Annotated in this window: 16 protein-coding genes and 1 pseudogene; 8 read left to right on the top strand and 9 right to left on the bottom strand. The window is 66.2% G+C overall.

Annotation, left to right across the window (positions count from 1 at the left end; genetic code table 11):
• Positions 1-236 precede the first annotated feature (236 nt).
• Both DRB19_RS30750 and DRB19_RS11595 read left to right on the top strand, forming a co-directional pair.
• Positions 237-566 carry a hypothetical protein gene (locus DRB19_RS30750; protein ID WP_210207467.1) on the top strand — a complete coding sequence of 110 codons (330 nt, stop codon included), beginning with the start codon at positions 237-239 and terminating at the stop codon, positions 564-566.
• Positions 567-626: 60 nt separating this feature from the next.
• The gene (locus DRB19_RS11595; RefSeq protein WP_210207468.1) at positions 627-1799 is read left to right on the top strand and encodes a hypothetical protein; all 1173 of its coding nucleotides are present in this window, start codon (positions 627-629) and stop codon (positions 1797-1799) included.
• Positions 1800-1891: 92 nt separating this feature from the next.
• On the opposite strand, the gene DRB19_RS11600 is transcribed toward DRB19_RS11595, so the two are convergent.
• The 6 genes from DRB19_RS11600 to DRB19_RS11625 all read right to left on the bottom strand — a co-directional run bounded on the left by DRB19_RS11600 (position 1892) and on the right by DRB19_RS11625 (position 7489).
• The gene (locus tag DRB19_RS11600; RefSeq protein WP_114186192.1) at positions 1892-3001 is read right to left on the bottom strand and encodes a S1C family serine protease; all 1110 of its coding nucleotides are present in this window, start codon (positions 2999-3001) and stop codon (positions 1892-1894) included.
• A 70-nt stretch (positions 3002-3071) separates the two neighbouring features.
• The gene (locus DRB19_RS11605; protein ID WP_162815660.1) at positions 3072-3737 is read right to left on the bottom strand and encodes a TetR/AcrR family transcriptional regulator; all 666 of its coding nucleotides are present in this window, start codon (positions 3735-3737) and stop codon (positions 3072-3074) included.
• A gap of 49 nt (positions 3738-3786) precedes the next feature.
• Positions 3787-4224, bottom strand: a complete 438-nt coding sequence (locus DRB19_RS11610) for a DUF1269 domain-containing protein (RefSeq protein ID WP_114186194.1) — start codon at positions 4222-4224, stop codon at positions 3787-3789.
• Between the two features lie 76 nt (positions 4225-4300).
• Entirely contained in the window at positions 4301-6238 is a 1938-nt protein-coding gene (gene ftsH / locus DRB19_RS11615) for an ATP-dependent zinc metalloprotease FtsH (RefSeq protein ID WP_114186195.1), read from the bottom strand.
• 85 nt (positions 6239-6323) lie between these two features.
• Positions 6324-6890 (bottom strand): HdeD family acid-resistance protein, encoded by a 567-nt coding sequence (locus tag DRB19_RS11620; protein ID WP_162815661.1) that lies wholly within the window; start codon positions 6888-6890, stop codon positions 6324-6326.
• Between the two features lie 59 nt (positions 6891-6949).
• Complete coding sequence (locus DRB19_RS11625; RefSeq protein ID WP_210207469.1) at positions 6950-7489, bottom strand: SDR family NAD(P)-dependent oxidoreductase; 540 nt, start codon at positions 7487-7489, stop codon at positions 6950-6952.
• Between DRB19_RS11625 and DRB19_RS11630 the strand changes: the two genes are divergently transcribed.
• The 4 genes from DRB19_RS11630 (at position 7488) to DRB19_RS29900 (ending at position 10993) form a co-directional block, all read left to right on the top strand.
• Entirely contained in the window at positions 7488-8057 is a 570-nt protein-coding gene (locus DRB19_RS11630; RefSeq protein WP_114186197.1) for a TetR/AcrR family transcriptional regulator, read from the top strand. The genes DRB19_RS11625 and DRB19_RS11630 overlap by 2 nt on opposite strands.
• A 248-nt stretch (positions 8058-8305) precedes the next feature.
• The gene (pstS, locus tag DRB19_RS11635; protein ID WP_114186198.1) at positions 8306-9355 is read left to right on the top strand and encodes a phosphate ABC transporter substrate-binding protein PstS; all 1050 of its coding nucleotides are present in this window, start codon (positions 8306-8308) and stop codon (positions 9353-9355) included.
• A 39-nt stretch (positions 9356-9394) separates the two neighbouring features.
• The gene (locus tag DRB19_RS11640) at positions 9395-10522 is read left to right on the top strand and encodes an AI-2E family transporter (protein WP_162815662.1); all 1128 of its coding nucleotides are present in this window, start codon (positions 9395-9397) and stop codon (positions 10520-10522) included.
• A gap of 306 nt (positions 10523-10828) precedes the next feature.
• On the top strand, positions 10829-10993 hold the full coding sequence (locus DRB19_RS29900) for a hypothetical protein (protein ID WP_162815663.1): 165 nt from the start codon (positions 10829-10831) through the stop codon (positions 10991-10993).
• 335 nt (positions 10994-11328) lie between these two features.
• On the opposite strand, the gene DRB19_RS11645 is transcribed toward DRB19_RS29900, so the two are convergent.
• Positions 11329-12468, bottom strand: coding sequence for an AI-2E family transporter (locus DRB19_RS11645; protein WP_162815664.1), 1140 nt, complete (start codon positions 12466-12468; stop codon positions 11329-11331).
• A gap of 265 nt (positions 12469-12733) precedes the next feature.
• On the opposite strand from DRB19_RS11645, the gene DRB19_RS11650 reads away from it, so the two are divergent.
• Positions 12734-13306, top strand: a complete 573-nt coding sequence (locus tag DRB19_RS11650) for an NADPH-dependent FMN reductase (RefSeq protein WP_114186201.1) — start codon at positions 12734-12736, stop codon at positions 13304-13306.
• Positions 13307-13717: 411 nt separating this feature from the next.
• On the top strand, positions 13718-14566 hold the full coding sequence (locus tag DRB19_RS11655; protein WP_114186213.1) for a YsnF/AvaK domain-containing protein: 849 nt from the start codon (positions 13718-13720) through the stop codon (positions 14564-14566).
• Between the two features lie 60 nt (positions 14567-14626).
• On the opposite strand, the gene DRB19_RS11660 is transcribed toward DRB19_RS11655, so the two are convergent.
• Together DRB19_RS11660 and DRB19_RS11665 are read right to left on the bottom strand one after the other, a co-directional pair.
• Positions 14627-15115 carry a YsnF/AvaK domain-containing protein gene (locus DRB19_RS11660; RefSeq protein ID WP_114186202.1) on the bottom strand — a complete coding sequence of 163 codons (489 nt, stop codon included), beginning with the start codon at positions 15113-15115 and terminating at the stop codon, positions 14627-14629.
• Positions 15116-15686: 571 nt separating this feature from the next.
• Positions 15687-16040, bottom strand: a pseudogene (locus DRB19_RS11665) (haloacid dehalogenase); the annotation flags it as partial.
• Between the last annotated feature and the right edge of the window lie 153 nt (positions 16041-16193).

Here is a 16193-nt window from a genome sequence, read left to right on the forward strand (position 1 = left end):
TCCGCTGGCGAAAGGTCACGATCCGCTCGGACCCGCAGAACCGTGATCGCCGCAGCATCTCTGACGGCAGGTTCCTGAGCCATGCCCGACGCGATCCCTTCCGGTTGCGGATCCCATTTGCGCCGGAACAGCAGTAGGGGTGATCCATTGTCTTAGCTAACCTTCCGTGGAGACGGGCGATGTGCGGGGATTGGCTGAATTGTTTTTCCGCTGGCGTTGTTTTCGCATCCGCGGCGATGACATTCGGAGGTCCGGCCGTGGCCCAGACCATCTCCCTGATGCCGGCCGACCTGCCGAAGATCGGCACCGTCGATGAGCGCTACCAGTCGTACAACGTCGAGATGCTCGAGGTTACCGGCGGCAAGTTCTGGCGGCCCTACGGCCCGGAGCTCGAAGCCGCCCTGCGCCAGCCCGCTCCGGCCCCTGCGGCATCGAGCGGCGACACGCCGTCCGGCATGAACCCGGCCCTGTACGAGTATCGGCCGCCCCTCGACCTCACCAACGCCCGGCTGCGCAAGCTGGCCGCCGCCCTCGGGCCCGCCTATGTCCGGGTCAGCGGAACCTAGGCCAACACCACCTACTTCCCCGAGGCCGAGCAAGCCCCGGCCAAGCCACCGCCCGGGTTCATGGGCGTCCTGTCCCAGCAGCAATGGAAGGGCGTGGTCGACTTCGCCAAGGCGGTGGACGCAGGAATCGTCACGTCGTTCGCCACCGGGGTGGGCACCCGCGACGCCGCCGGTGTCTGGACGCCCGACCTGGCCAAGCGGTGGCTCGACTTCACCCACGCGGCGGGCGGCCGCATCGCGGCGGCGGAGTGGATGAACGAGCCAACCGTCGCCGCCATGGGCGGGGCCCCCCAGGGCTACGACGCGGCCGCGTACGGGCGCGACTTCAAGATCTTCCACGCCTTCGCCAGGCAGGCGGCGCCCGACATGCTGATCCTCGGTCCAGGCTCGGTGGGCGAGTCGACGGGCGACTGGGCCGTCGCCGCCGGCTACGGCAGCGACGTCCTGCTGAAGGCGCGCGACCTGGTGGCCGCCGTCCAACCCGCCCGCGTCGACGGGTTCTCGTACCACCATTATGGAGCCGTCTCACGGCGCTGCATCTCGACGGGGCCGCGGACGCAGACCACGCCCGAGGCGGCCCTCACGGAGGATTGGCTCGGACGCACCGACCGGACGCTCGCCTTCTATCGGCAAGTCCGCAACGAGTTCGAACCGGGCAAGCCGTTCTGGAACACGGAGACGGCCGACGCGGCCTGCGGCGGGAACCCGTGGGCCAACACCTTCCTCGACACCTTCCGCTACCTCGACCAGCTCGGCCGCCTCGCCAGGCAGGAGGTCAGGGTCGTGGCCCACAATACGCTGGTGGCGAGCGACTATGGATTGCTGAATGACAAGACCCTGGAGCCGAAGCCCAGCTATTGGGCGGCGCTGCTGTGGCGTCGGCTGATGGGTCCCACGGTGCTGGAGTCGGGCGTCCCCGTCCAGGACGGTCTGCATCTCTACGCGCACTGCCTGCGCGGCTCGCCCGGCGGCGTGGCGCTCCTCGCCATCAACAACAGCCGGACGCGACCGACGTCGATCAGCCTTCCCGCGGGGGCGGACCGATACACGCTCTCGGCGGAGCAACTCGAAAGTCCGAGCGTTCGCCTGAATGGGCAGGAACTCCGGCTCGGCAGCAATGATCAACTGCCCGATCTGCAAGGCAGTCGCATCCCGTCCGGTCCTGTCGAACTCGCACCGGCAAGCATCACCTTCCTGGCCCTGGCCGAGGCCGGAAACGGAAACTGTCGATAGCCACAGGTCCTGAATGTGCTATGTGGCGGGGTCCGATGGGATGGTCGGTCCCGTCGGTGGCCGATTTGTCCTGGGCCACTGGAGCGGCTTGCTCATGGCCGCGTTGCCGCCGACGTTCCGGCTCCGATGTCCGCAATGGCAACGTCAACCGTTTGGGAGCGGCCGTCCCGCAGGATGATGAGGGCGACCGAGCCGCCCACCCCCGTCCGCTCCAGCCGATCGGTCAGATCCGCCAGCCGTCGCACGGGAGCGTCATTCACGCCGACGATGACGTCGCCGATGATGCCAACCCTCGGATCGACGCCACGCAGCCCGGCTCGATCGGCAGGCGAACCCGGCACCACCCCTGCCACGATCACGCCGTCCACCCCGAGCTGGGCCGTCAGCGTCTCGTCTCCCGCGAGAATGCCGATGCCCGGCGTCGGCACCCGGCCGTTACGGATCAGCTCCGGAACGACCCGGTTGACCACGTCCACCGGAACGGCGAACCCGATGCCGGCGTTCGCGCCGGAGGGCGAGAAGATGGCGGTGTTGACGCCAATGAGGCGGCCGGCGGAATCGAGCAAGGGTCCGCCCGAATTGCCGGGGTTGATGGCGGCATCGGTCTGGATGACGTCGGCGACCTCGCGCCCGCCGCTGGTGGGCAGGCGCCGCTTGAGGGCGCTGACGACGCCGGTGGTGAGCGACTGGTCGAGCCCGAACGGATTGCCGATCGCATAGGCGGCCTGGCCCACCTTGAGGTCGGCCGAGGTTCCTACGGCGATGGGTTCTGGCAGGCGCCCGCGCCCATTGAGGCGCAGCACGGCGAGATCGTAGTTCGGGGCCCGCCCGACGACCTCGCCCGGAAGAACCGCCCCGGATGCGAGACGGACCGCAAAGGAACTCCCCTCCCCGACCACATGGTCATTGGTCACGACATGGCCTGCTGCATCCCAGACGAACCCGGTGCCCGACGCGGCGGGTCCTGAGTCCTGAAGCCGTCCGCTTCCACGCGGGAGCGCCACGACCTGGACCACGGACGGCGCAACCGTCTCGAAAACACGGATGGTCGAGCGCTCGAACTCGGCCAGGTCGCCGCGCGGCGCGGGCGGCCGCGGCTCGCGCGCGGAGAACAGGTAATGGGTCACGTAAGGCTGGGCGACCAGGAGCGCGAGGAGGACCGCGATCGTCACCGTTGCCACCCGCGTCAGTCGATGTTGCATGGCTGGAGATCTCCGGCGGCTTCGACCAGCCTCCCTCATGGCCATTCCGACGACCGATGCGGGTTGCTGGCTAGACTGCCAATACGTTTGCCATGACGCTCTGTTCCAGGGCGTCCCGAAAGTGATCCACGCTCCCGGCAGCCTCCAAGAACCGTGCGATCAGCGGCCGGATCGCCATCGACGTGGAAATCGACGTCACAAGGAGGAAGAACAGCATCTCCGGATCCTGCGGGCGGATGACGCCGGCCGCGATGGCCTCGCGGATGAGCGGCATCAGCAGGTCGTGGTGGGGTCTGATGAGATGCTCGTACAGATAGTCGCGGCGCTCGCCGGCCTGATGCATCTCCTGGCTCACCAGCATGCCAAGCTCAGGCATGTCGCTGTTGACTTGGATGAGGCGGCGCAGCGCGTGACGGACCCGGTCAGCGAGATCGGAAACCTCCGCCGAAGCAGTGCCACCCTCTCCTGCTGTTAGCCGCCGTGCGGCCAGGCTGTCCACGACGGCTTTCCAGAGACCAAGCTTGGAGCCGAAGTGATGCGCGATCAGGGCGACGTCAACGCCGGCATCAGCCGCGATCCGGCGCAGGTTCGTGCCCTCGTAGCCGCCCTGGGCAAACGCCCTCAGTGCCGCCCGCAGGATCTCGTCCTGCTTGGGGTTCTCTGACCTGCGGGGCCGTCCCCGCCCGCGCCGTGCAGCCTGTGTCATGGCCGTTGGTGCTTCGGCGTTGATCGGCATGTCACTGCTCCAAGCGGGCTTGGTTGGTATCTTCGCCTGGGCACGCGGGCTAGACATGCACGACCATGCCGCCCATCGCCTGCATCCGCTCGGTGAATGCCAGGATTCCATCCTCGGTGATTTCCGTCACGAGCGCCGCCTGCCCGATGGGCAACTGACGCGAAACCCGGTCGACGAACGCCGTGGCGGCCTGACGGTGGATGAGGTCGGCTCCGCGTCCGACCAGCGCTCCTCCGGCGGCCCCGATCGCCGCCCCGACGGGGCCGCCGGCCGCGCCCGCGATCCCGCCGATCAGCGCGGTCACCACGGTGGCGAGGGCCCCGTCGGCTGTCTTCTCCGTGACCAGCCATTGGCCGGACGGTTCCTTGACCACGACGGCCATGCCAGACGGCGCGATGCCGCCCTCGGCATGCAGGGCGCTCAAAGCCCGCGCTCCCTCGGAGGCCTGTGCCGGATCGGGAAAGATCACGGCCACGAATTGACCCATCACTACCTCCTGCCGTTTCGACCAATCGCGAGTCACGTCCAACCGCAGCCGCCGGGCGTGTGATCACTGGAATCCCTTACGTGCGGGCCCCACCGCGCTCCTGCCTTGCGGAGCGGGAGCCTGAACGGTCCTGCGGCTCCTGTTCAACTTGGACAACGGTCCGGTCCGCCGGTTGGGGTCCGCCCGTCGAAACCAAGTGCAGCAGCTCGGCCTCGTCCAGAGTCTCCTTCTCCAGCAGCCGCCGGGCCGTCGTCTCGAGCAGGGCGCGACGCTCGGTCAGCAACCCGATCGTCCGATCCATCGCCCTTTGGACGATGTCGCGGACCTCGTCGTCGATCGCCGTCGCAGTCTCGTCAGAGTAGGAGCGTTCGCGCGTGCCGTTGCCGAGCGGGTTCGGGCTCAGGAAGGAGCGTTCGTCCTTCTCCAGCGCCACGTTCCCGAGTTTCTCCGACATGCCGTAGCGGGTCACCATGGAGCGCGCGATGTCGGTCACTTGGGCGAGATCGTTCGCGGCCCCGGTGGAGAGATGGCCGAACACGACCAACTCCGCGCCGCGTCCGCCGAGCAGCACCGCCATCTTGTTCTCCAGCTCCTCGCGGGTCATCAGGAAGCGGTCCTCGGTCGGCCGTTGGATCGTGTAGCCCAGGGCGCCGATGCCGCGGGGGATGATCGAGACCTTGTGCACCGGATCGATGCCGGGCAGCGCCAGCGCGACGAGCGCATGTCCCATCTCGTGGTAGGCCACGACCTCGCGCTCCTTCGGATTGAGCAGCCGGTTGCGCTTCTCCAGGCCGGCCACGATGCGCTCGATGGCGTTGTTGAAGTCCGCCATCGTGACCGCGTCGGCCCCGCGGCGGGTGGCGAGCAGCGCCGCCTCGTTGACGAGGTTGGCCAGATCGGCGCCGGTGAAGCCGGGCGTCAGCGCCGCCACCTTCTCTGCGTCGGCGTCCGGGGCGAGCTTGATCTTGCTGGCATGCACCTTCAGGATCTGGATCCGGCCCTTCTTGTCGGGCCGGTCCACCAGCACCTGACGGTCGAAGCGCCCGGCGCGCAGCAGCGCCGGATCGAGGATCTCGGGCCGGTTCGTGGCGGCAAGCAGGACCAGACCCGTGCGGGAGTCGAAGCCATCGAGCTCGACCAGAAGCTGGTTGAGGGTCTGTTCCTTCTCGTCGTGGCCTCCAGCCAGGCCGCCGAGGCCGCGGGCGCGGCCAAGGGCGTCCAACTCGTCGATGAAGATGATGGCCGGCGCCTTCTCGCGTGCCTGCTGGAACAGGTCGCGCACGCGGGCGGCGCCGACGCCGACGAACATCTCGACGAACTCGGAGCCGGAGATGGAGAAGAACGGCACCTTGGCCTCGCCGGCCACCGCCTTGGCGAGCAGGGTCTTGCCGGTGCCGGGCGGGCCGACCAGGAGCACGCCCTTGGGCATGCGCCCGCCGAGACGGCCGTACTGCTCCGGGTTCTTCAGGAAATCGACGACTTCGCGCAGCTCGTCCTTGGCCTCGTCGACGCCGGCCACGTCGTCGAAGCGCACGCCGGTGTCGGATTCGACATAGACCTTGGCCTTGCTCTTGCCGATCTGCATCAGCCCACCGCCCAAGCCGCCTTTCCCAGCCATCCGGCGCATCAGAAAGGCCCAGAGGCCGAAGAAGACGAGGACGGGCAGGACCCAGGACAGGATGTCCCGGAGGAACGTGCTTTCGACCTGCCCGGTGTACTTGACCCCATACGGCTGGAGCTCCTGCGCGAAGCCGGGATCGACGCGGGTGGTGGAGAACAGCGTCTGGCCGCTTGGCAGCGGCTCCTTCAACTTTCCTTGGATGAAGTTGTCGGAGATGCCGATCTCGGCGACCTTGCCGCCCTGGAGGAGGCCCTGGAACTCGCTGTAGGGGATGGTGGCGATCTGCCCGGCCGTTCCGAAGAGGTACTGGATGACCAGGATGCCGAGGATCGCCGCGAGCCAGTACCAGGTGTTGAACTGCGTGTTCTTGGTGAACTGCGGGTTCTGGGCCATGGGAACCTCCTGAGCCGGTGCCTGCGGACACGTGGCCGATGTTGCGAAACGTTCAGCCGGGACCACGGGTCCGTCGGCCGGCCTCTCAACGATCCGGCTTGAGCGAGAACCCGAACGCGACCGCCGCGATGCCTTGGGCGACCAGATCCGCCGCGAACAGCGTGGCGAGCAGCCCCGCATGATCCACGGGCCAGCCCATGGCGACCGCCACTCCCGCCGTGAGGGTGAAGCCGCCGGACAGGGCCAGCCACCGCCACCCCGCCTGGGGCCGAAGCCGGAGGCTGGTCCACATCCGCAGGATCGCGGAGGCCCCCAGGGCGAGCACGACGCCGACGGCCGACGCCGGACTGGCCACGGAGGGATCGTAAATCACGACGAGGCCGGCAACCCCGTACAGGACGCCGCTGAGGAGCCACGGATAAAAACCACGCCAGCCGACCACCAGCATGGCATGCAGGAGCTGAGCCAGCGCGCCCAAGGCCATCATGGCACCGATGAAGCGGACCGGCGGCGCGGCACCGAGGAACAGATTGGCGACGGCCAGGGCACCCAGTGCGACAAGGGCGGCACCGACGACGGACAAGGCCCACTTGGGGTAAACCTGATCTCGTGCCATCGCGGCATCCAGGTTGGGATGGAGAGATCTCATCATACCTTTTCCTTGCATGGTCGGGAACACGAACACGATATTCAACACTTGCTGATTTGATGTTACCGCCAGCGGATGCAAGGACTGGGGCGCTTCCGTCGCACCTCGCCGTCCCAGGAGATCCCAAGGTCCTTCAGGTCGACCTGAAGGACCTTCTCCCAGGCGTCGGGATCGAGTTCGGCGGTCGGTGCCGTCGGGCCGGCGATGCCGGCATTGTTGATCAGGACGTCGATGCCGCCCAACGCCTGCGCCGCCTCCGCCACCATACGCTCGATCTGCTCGCGCCGGGAGACGTCGCAGAGTCCGGTGGCCAGTCTGGGGAGCTCCTCTGCCAACTCGGCGAGGCCGGCGCCGTCGATGTCGCAGACGAACACCTGGCTCCATTGGCGGCGAAGGCCTGTGCCATCTCCCGTCCGATACCGAAAGCCTCCGCCGTGATCAGAACCCGCTGCTCCATGACGATCTCCTTGCCATGGTGCACGTTGACCGTTCGGCCGAAGGAAGGATCGTTCCGGCGCCACCTGACGAACGTGTGTCCCGTCCTGATCTAGGTCAGGTCGCCCCGCCGGATAGGCTTGCTGGACAGGGGGTTCCCCGACCATGACGACACGTCCTGACCCTACACCGTCATCCACCCGCGACCGCATCCTCGATGCGGCTCAGGATCTCATCTGCACCGGAGGCGTAGGGGGCTTCACGCTCGATGCCGTTGCCCGCTTGGCGGGCGTCAGCAAGGGCGGGCTCCTGTATCATTTCAGCTCCAAGGACAGCCTGATCTCCGGCCTGCATCGGCGGCTGGCGCAACATCTCGAGGGCCGGCTTCGGGACGCGGAACGTCGGGGAATTCCGGTCCTATCCGCCTTCATCCGTGAGCTCCGCCAGGACTACGAATCCGGCGGACGGCGCTTTACCCCGTTGCTGTTGTCCCACGAGCAACAGGGTCCGTTCCGGGAGTTGCAAACCCTCATGACGGGCCTGTTGCGGCGAAGCGCCGTCTCCGACAATCAGGACGGAGCCTTGCTCCTGTTTGCCTCGCTCGGGGTGGTCCTCACGAGCCTCACGCGAATACCCGACCTGAAACCTGAACAGGCCACTCACCTCTTCGATCAGATGGAGGCTACGGCAGAGGCGGTTCCGGCGCGGCCTCTTGCGGGGTCCAAGACCCCATGATCCAGCCGTCATTGCGTCCATCACCCCTGGACCTGCTGCGCCTCGGGGTCAGGTAGCATCCAGGCAGTTGAACCTCCCTGGCGAGACAGCCAGCATCGGAGCCACCGCCTTGTTGACGGTCCCGACGAGAGTCCATCCCCCGGCGTTGTAGCTTTTTCCGATCTCCCGCGTTCATGGATTGAAGGGCCGACCTCCAGCCTTCCTGTCTTGGTGGTCGGGGATCCCCGTGTGGACCGTGGGAGGGTTTCATGAACCGTTGGTCCCATGCCGTTGCGGTTGGACTGGTCCTCGCGACGGCCGCGTGCTCGGATCGTCCGGCTGCGATCACGGGCGCCGGCGCGACCTTCCCGTTCCCGCTCTATGCCCGGTGGGCGGAGGCCTACTACGGAGAGACCCAAACCAGGGTCAACTACCAGCCCATCGGCTCGAGCGCCGGCATCCGCCAGATCCGGACAGGGACGGTGGACTTCGGCGCAACGGACGCGCCCTTGACGGGCGAGGAGCTTCGGAAGGACGGCCTTGTCCAGTTCCCGGTCGTCATCGGTGGGATCGTCCCGATCTACAACATCGAGGGTGTTCCGGCGGGTCAACTGAAGCTGACGGGCGAGATCCTCGCCGACATCTTCAACGCCAGGATCACCCGGTGGAACGATGCCAGGATCATCCAGGTCAACCAGGGGGTGACGCTGCCCGACGCGGCGATCGCCCCGGTCTATCGCTCCGATGGCTCCGGCACGACCGACGTGTTCACCACCTACCTGTCGCAGGCGTCCGAGGCGTGGAAGGGCGGCCCCGGCGCCGGCGCTTCGGTGCAATGGCCGATCGGCCAGGGCGGCAAGGGCAATGAGGGCGTCGCCGCGCTCGTCAAGCAGGTGTCGAACTCCATCGGCTACGTCGAGTATGCCTACGCCAAGCAGACCCAGATCCCGGTTGCCCAGCTCTGGAATGCCGCTGGACGGTTCATCGCGCCCGACGCAAAGACGTTTCAGGCCGCGGCGGCCGGAGCGGATTGGAAGCCGGCTTCCGGCTTCGGCATTTCGCTGACCAACCAGCCCGGGGAGGAGGCCTGGCCGATCACGTCGCCGACCTTCATCCTGGTCCACAAGGCCCCGGAGAAGCCCGGGCAGGTGGTCGAGGTGCTGAGGTTCTTCGACTGGGCCTTCAGCAAGGGCGACCCGACGGCCGTCGAGCTCGATTACGTCCCGCTGCCCAACCCAGTGAAGGACCTTGTCCGCGCCACCTGGCAGAACGAGGTCAAGGACAAGTCGGGCCAGCCCTTGCTCAAGAAACCGTCCTGACGCCGTTTCCCGGGAATGACACTCTCTGGCGAGGCTGAGATGGAAGCAAGACACCCGCCACCTGAACCGATCCTGTTGCCCTCACGCCGGGTCGTGCGGAGACACGGCCCCCGCAAGCCGACCCCGATCCGGATCTCCACCACCACCTGGCGGCTGATCCTGGTTGGCCTGGTCGCCCTGCTGGCGCTGGCCCTGTGGGCGGTGCCTGTGGTGCCTGCCGTGGCCTTGGCCGGCTTCGCGGTGGCCCTGGTGCTGTCCTTCCCGGTCCACCTGTTCAAGCAGGCCGTTCCGCGCGGCCTGGCCATTCTGTTCTCGTTCCTGATCCTGCTCGCCGTGTTGCTTCTGCTGGCCTACATCCTCCTGCCCCTGATCGTGTCCCAGGCGGGCGCCCTCGTGGCGGCCTTGCCCAACTTGGTGCAGAACCTCGAGCAGTACCTGGTGCGGGCGCTCCAGGCGCTGGATGCCCGTGACCTGCTGCCCGACACGCCGGAGGCGGTCGCGGGGCGCCTGCTCACGGACATCCGGGACAGCCTCGGCGTGATTGCCAACAACGTGCTCGGCCACACGGTGGGGATCCTCTTCGGCACCTTCAGTTGGGCGCTGACCCTGTTTGCGGTGGTCTTCATCGCCGCGTCGCTGCTGGCCAACGTACGCTCGTTCAAGGCCGCCTATCTCACCAGCGTGCCGGGCCACTACCGCCACGATGCCCTGGAGTTCTGGGATGCGCTCGGCCATGCCCTCTCGCGCTATCTCGGCGGACTTGCCTTGGTGCTGGCCATCCAGGGCGGGCTGTCCGCGGCGGCGCTGTTCCTGATCGGAGTGCCCTATGCGCTGGCGCTGGGTGCATGGGTGTCGATCACGGCGGTCATTCCCTACCTCGGCGCCTGGATCGGAGCCATTCCGGCGCTGCTGGTGGCCTTCTCCATCTCGCCGACGGCGGCCGTGCTGACCGGAATTCTCTTCCTGGCGATCCAGCAGTTGGAGGGCAATGTTCTGACGCCCCGCATTCAGGCACAGACCATCAAGGTTCCCTCGGTGCTAGTCTTCCTCGGTGTCCTGGCCGGCGGATCCCTGGCCGGGATCACCGGCATCCTCCTCGCCGTCCCGACTCTGGCGACGCTGCGCGTGATCTTCGACTTCTTCCGCGTCCGACTTCGGACCGAATAGAGACAGGTTCTCGGCTGATCCCTAAGAGAAGCAAGGCTCCGCGAGTGAGGTCAAACATCGGGAATGTGGATGGTCTGAAAGCGCTTGACCTCAAATCACCGAACAGGGAAGAACCCGATGAAAATCGTTCGTAACTTGGCACGGCATGGCACTCATGGCTTGTGTCGCTGTCTTGGACAGGTGGAACTCGCCTCGCATCGTTCGCGTTGGTGTCGAACTGCGCCGTCATCAATCAAGGGACTGACTTCAAGAGTTCAAGATCCAGTGACCTTGGTTTGAACATCTGAACCTCAGAGAGAGGACGCCATGGCAGCAGATCACGAACCGCGTGGCTCCAACACGATTGGCTCGACCGCAGAACTGCAACAGAGCGCTACACCCAACGTGCGCCGAAGGTCCAACTGGGGCTTCGCCATCACGATGCTCGGGGCCATTGTCGTCATTGCTGCACTTGCATGGGGCTTGACCTGACACCTGGTCGAATGACGTCCTTTTGATCACTTCTGCTTCGTGCATCAGGAGAAATGATCGCTAGCGGCATAGATCCGGTCGTCGACAGCAGTCCCTGCGGAACAATGCACCTTGCATGCAACGGACGATGCTTACCCATATCATCCTTGATGCTCAACCTGCTGGGGAAATCGACGCGTGGGCCGGGTCGGAGCCTGTTCTCGTGGTCGGCACGCGGAACTCCGTCTATGGCCTTTGTGCAATCTTCGCCCGACCCATGCATGGCCCGCCGGCGAGCATCTTGTTCGCAGGAGCGCCTGGCTCTGCCAGATCGAGGGCGTGCCAGCACATCGTATTCAAGTCCTCCTGGTGGTGGGATCCAGCATTCTGCCGCTGGTGTCGTCCTCCTCACCGGGAACGGCGGTCTCCTCCCCGAGCATCTGGCGGACCCACAGCTTCTTCACCAGGACCATGAGGGTGACGGTCAGCGGCACGGCCAGGAAGACGCCCGGCAAGCCAAACACGAGCCCGAACACCACGATGGCGAACAGCACCACTGCCGGCGGCAGGGAAACCGCCCGTTGCTGGATGAACGGCGTGATCACGTTGCCCTCAAGCTGCTGGATCGCCACAACAGCCCCGAGCGTCCACAGCGCCGTGTTCAGGTCCGTGGCGAGGGCGAAGACCATGGCCGGGATGGCCCCCAGGATGGGACCCAGATAGGGAACGAAGTTGGTGGCGCCGGCAATGAGGCCCAGCGCCAGCGGCGATGGCAGGCCGATCCACCAGTAGGCCAGCCCCGACACCACCCCAACCAAGGTCATGGCCACGAGCTGCCCGGCGAACCACAGACGCAGCGCATTGCCGCTCACGTTCATGGCGTCGAGGATGCGGTCGTGCTGGCTCCGGGGCAGAAGCTGAATCGCGCCACGCCGATATAGCGTCGGATCGGCGGCCAGATAGATGGCGGCCACCACGACAAGCGCGAGGTTGGCCAGGGCGCCGATCACGGTGGAGCCAAGGCCGGCCAGCCGGGACAGGAGGCTGCCTGAGCTCGAGGCGATGGCCTCTTCAAGCTGCGCGCTCGCGTTGCTGATGTCCAGCCGCGCCCCGGCGGCGTTGATGGCCTGCGGGAGCTTCTCGACCACCTGCGTGATCTGGCCGCCGATCTGGGCGCCGAACATGCCGAGAAAGCCGACAACAAGCACTGCGGCCAGAACCACCGTGACGGTGAGGGACCAGCGCTGCGGGACCGGGGTGTACCGCGTCATCAGGTCGGCGAGGAAACTGAGCAACACCGCCAGCAGGATCGCGGCGAAGATCAGCAGCAGGATGTCCGAGATGAGCCAGAGAAAGTAGGCGAGCCCGATGACCGCCAGCGTGATCACAACCCGCCGTCCATGCTCCCAATCCTGATGAAAACCGTCATGGCCGAAGGTGGCCCATGCGGGTCGGGTGGGACGTGGCGCTTTGGCAGGCACGACCGGGTCTGTCACGTTCCGGGCCTTTCCCGATGGAGGGTGCCTTCGAGCAGACGCCTCACCTGCCACGAGGTTCCGCACGCTGCACGTCCGGACGATCAGGGAGGCTGGGAATTCCTCGCCCTGTGGATCGTCGGCCGTCGATGAGGTGCCCCATGATGATCGCTCACACGCATCCCCGACGGGACGTGCATGGCGGAACAATCCGCCGGGATCGTGCGCTTTCCTCTATCCGCGCGATGGCTGCAAGAGGTTGCCAACCCGTTCATAGGAGAGTGCGATGACCACGTTCAAGGTCGGCTATCTCATTGGCAGCCTTGCCAAGGAGTCGATCAACCGCAAGCTCGCCACGGCGCTGACGCGCATCGCTCCGGAGCACCTCTCGTTCACCGAGATCCCGATCCGGGATCTGCCGCTCTACAGCTACGACTACGATGCTGATTACCCGCCGGTGGCGCGCGCGTTCAAGGACGCCATCGCCGGAGTCGATGCGGTGCTGTTCGTCACGCCCGAGTACAACCGCTCGATACCAGGCGCGCTCAAGAACGCCATCGACTGGGCCAGCCGCCCCTATGGCCAGAACTCATTCACGCGCAAGCCCTCGGCGGTGATCGGCACCTCGCCGGGAGCCATCGGCACCGCCGTGGGGCAGCAGCACCTGCGCAGCGTGCTCGGCTTCTGCAACTCGCCGCAGATGAATGCGCCGGAGGCGTACATCCAGTTCACGCCCGGGCTGATCACCGACCAAGGTGACGTCACCAACGCGTCCACGGCCGAGTTCCTGCGCATGTACATGGCGGAGTTCCACCAGTTCATCGTGCGGGTCTACACCGCCCTGCCGCGGGACGCCTGAGATTTTACTCTTCAGGGCAGCAGGCGGCGCGCAGAAGCGATGGGTACTCCGTACGAGGGTTCCGCTCAGGCCCGTTGCAGGTCCGCGCGCATCGGTTCCCGGATCGAGACGTCGCGCGGTGCACTGAGAAGCTCCGGAAGGGCCTGGTGCCAGGCCTCACGGTAGGGTCGCTTGAAGCTGGATCTCCAAAACATCCTCGTGGCTCTCCCACGAAGTCGGTGCCGTTGATGGGGCAGCCACTGCCGTCATGGATCATGATCGGGCATAGCCCGTCGGCTCCAGGGAACCGAAATCCTGACGGCACATTGGTAGGTTCTCGGGCTGAGCCGTTGCCTGTATGGCCTGAACATGTCGGGCTTGGCCAACGTAACGAACAGGTTCGATTGCTACAACGTTGCAGGAGCCAACCTCATGTCCAAGACCGTCACGTGCCTCTACCAGGACCAACAGAAAGCCAGCGAGATCGTCAGCCGCCTCGAGCAGGCCGACATCTCGCGCGGTGACATCAGCTTCTACTCAACTCCTTCCGACAACCTCATCGACGACCTGGAGGACGCGGGGGTGCCGCGCTCCGATGCCCACGCCTATGCGGAAGGTGTCCGCCGCGGCGCTTCGCTCGTCACCGTGGAATGCGATGAGGACGAGGTCGACCGGGTGGTCGGCATTCTCGACGGCGAGGGCATCCTCGACCTGGACGAGCAACAGACGGCCTGGCGCTCCGAGGGATGGCAGGGCTACGACGCCTCCACCTCGGGCAGCACGGCCGGGCTCGGCAGTGCGACGGCAGGGATGGCCAGCGGCCTCACGGGAACCTCGGATACGACACGCGCTCAGAGTGACAGGACCGATGGGACCGGACGGGACGAGGTGATCCCAGTGGTCGAGGAGGAGCTGCATGTCGGCAAGCGCGAGGTCGGCCACGGCCGGGTGCGCATCCAGTCGCGCGTGGTGGAGCGCCCGGTGCAGGAACAGGTCGATCTGCGTGAGGAGCGCGTTCACGTGGAGCGCCGACCCGTCGACCGTCCTTTGAGCGAGGGCGATGCCGCCTTCCGCGACCGCACCATCGAGGCCGAGGAACGCCGCGAGGAGGCCGTGGTCTCCAAGGAGGCGCGGGTGACGGAAGAGGTTGTCGTCCGCAAGGACGTGGAGGAGCGCACCGAGACCGTGTCCGACACCGTGCGCAAGACGGAAGTCGACGTCGAGGACGAGCGCAACGTCCGGGCTACGGGCACCACGGACTCGACCGACCGTAAGCGCTGACCGCAATTCGGCCGAAGCCCGGCAACATGCTGGGCCTCGGTTCCTCGAACCGACCAAACGCTAGGTGGCCGGATCCTCGGAAACAGGGTCAGCAGGATCGGTGCGCTCGATGATGGCGCGCTGCTTGCGCAGGGTGACCGGCACCTCGACGGTCTCCTGTCCGACGCGGCGCCGGATGTGCAGCTCCTCCTTGAGCACCAGGCGCTTCTCGACCATGAGCACCTCCTCGAGCACCGGGATGATCGTCACGTCGCCGTCTGTCCTGATCTCGGGTGCGGTCTCGACCGCTTTGTCGATGGGCACGCGGGTGACCTCCACGGTCTCTCGCCGCACGTCTGCGTGAGCGAGCTCATCGACGGTGTCGGTGACCGTTTGCACGCGCATGCGTCCGGTCACGACCTGCCGTTTACCGACGGTCGTGGTCTCCTCGACGAGGGGAATGATCTCCTCGGCCACGGTGCGGGCGCCGCTCTCCGGTGCATCGTCCGGAACGGGGACATGCTCCTCATCGTGTGGCGGAACGCTCGAAGGCTGGGTTGGGTCGCCCATGGCTGCTCTCTGGTAAGCGAGGACCAACGGGTGCCCGTCGCGTCGGTTCCCCGTGCGGAGGACCGGGCATCCAACTCCAATGGCGGCTCGCGCCTGACGGAAAGTGCCAAACGTCATTGCTCTGTCACCAAGCAGGTCTAGGCGCCATTGCGGGCGCAACGGTGGGCAGCACGGATGCACTGGTGTCCACCTGCGCTCTCTAGCTGCAAGGGACTGAACCGACACCATGGAACCCGACGATCATCTCACGTCATGCCCGCGATGGTTCCCGATCTTCCTGTTCGGGATGGGCTGCATCAGTCTGGCTGCCAGCAAGGTCCTGACATGACGATGGCCGAGGAACCCGATGTCCTGCCCGCCGTCGTCCGGGGCATGGAACACCCGTCACGCAATGCCTGAGACGGGCACCGCCACGACCGCACCGTCAGACGATTGACAACAGGGCGCTGGGTCCGTGCGACAGGACCGTCGCCAGCAGGCTCAGGCACCGTTCCGGTACGGCTTGGTTCCGCCCTCCCTCCGGACTTGGCGAGGGGCCGCAGGGACTTCATTCGGGCAGATTGCGACACACTCACAACCGCACCGTTCGAAGCCGAATGGCATTGCCGATCACGCTGACCGACGACAACGCCATCGCCGCCGCCGCGATGATGGGCGAGAGCAGGACGCCGAAGACCGGATAAAGCACGCCTGCCGCCACCGGCACCCCAAGCGCGTTTTAGATGAAGGCGAAGAACAGGTTCTGACGGATGTTGCGCATGGTGGCCTGCGACAGCAGCCGTGCCCGTACGATCCCCGTCAGGTCTCCCTTGAGCAAGGTAACGCCCGCGCTCTCCATGGCGACATCCGTGCCGGTGCCCATGGCGATGCCCTCGTCCGAAGCCACGAGGGCGGGCGCATCGTTGACGCCGTCGCCGGTCATGGCCTGCCGCTCGGTCGCCGGTTCAACGTACGTGGCAGGCTCGGCCATGAACTTCGACTGGCAACCGGACGAGCAGAACTAGGTCGTGAACCCATAAAAGATCTTTTCTTTGCAGTGAGTTGATGATTCACCTCCCGGTCACGGGAGGATGTGATG

Origin of the sequence: Microvirga aerophila (assembly GCF_003332305.1) — a bacterium.
Classification (GTDB): domain Bacteria; phylum Pseudomonadota; class Alphaproteobacteria; order Rhizobiales; family Beijerinckiaceae; genus Microvirga; species Microvirga aerophila.

Bases quoted from the DNA above. Each gene is read 5' to 3' on its own strand.
- DRB19_RS11625 (WP_210207469.1), bottom strand. From the start codon at position 7,489: ATGGTCGGGGAACCCCCTGTCCAGCAAGCCTATCCGGCGGGGCGACCT.
- DRB19_RS11655 (WP_114186213.1), top strand. From the start codon at position 13,718: ATGTCCAAGACCGTCACGTGCCTCTACCAGGACCAACAGAAAGCCAGC.
- DRB19_RS30750 (WP_210207467.1), top strand. From the start codon at position 237: ATGACATTCGGAGGTCCGGCCGTGGCCCAGACCATCTCCCTGATGCCG.
- DRB19_RS11630 (WP_114186197.1), top strand. From the start codon at position 7,488: ATGACGACACGTCCTGACCCTACACCGTCATCCACCCGCGACCGCATC.
- DRB19_RS11610 (WP_114186194.1), bottom strand. From the start codon at position 4,224: ATGGGTCAATTCGTGGCCGTGATCTTTCCCGATCCGGCACAGGCCTCC.
- DRB19_RS11600 (WP_114186192.1), bottom strand. From the start codon at position 3,001: ATGCAACATCGACTGACGCGGGTGGCAACGGTGACGATCGCGGTCCTC.
- DRB19_RS11620 (WP_162815661.1), bottom strand. From the start codon at position 6,890: ATGATGAGATCTCTCCATCCCAACCTGGATGCCGCGATGGCACGAGAT.
- DRB19_RS11595 (WP_210207468.1), top strand. From the start codon at position 627: ATGGGCGTCCTGTCCCAGCAGCAATGGAAGGGCGTGGTCGACTTCGCC.
- DRB19_RS11660 (WP_114186202.1), bottom strand. From the start codon at position 15,115: ATGGGCGACCCAACCCAGCCTTCGAGCGTTCCGCCACACGATGAGGAG.
- pstS (WP_114186198.1), top strand. From the start codon at position 8,306: ATGAACCGTTGGTCCCATGCCGTTGCGGTTGGACTGGTCCTCGCGACG.
- DRB19_RS11605 (WP_162815660.1), bottom strand. From the start codon at position 3,737: ATGCCGATCAACGCCGAAGCACCAACGGCCATGACACAGGCTGCACGG.
- DRB19_RS11640 (WP_162815662.1), top strand. From the start codon at position 9,395: ATGGAAGCAAGACACCCGCCACCTGAACCGATCCTGTTGCCCTCACGC.
- ftsH (WP_114186195.1), bottom strand. From the start codon at position 6,238: ATGGCCCAGAACCCGCAGTTCACCAAGAACACGCAGTTCAACACCTGG.
- DRB19_RS29900 (WP_162815663.1), top strand. From the start codon at position 10,829: ATGGCAGCAGATCACGAACCGCGTGGCTCCAACACGATTGGCTCGACC.
- DRB19_RS11650 (WP_114186201.1), top strand. From the start codon at position 12,734: ATGACCACGTTCAAGGTCGGCTATCTCATTGGCAGCCTTGCCAAGGAG.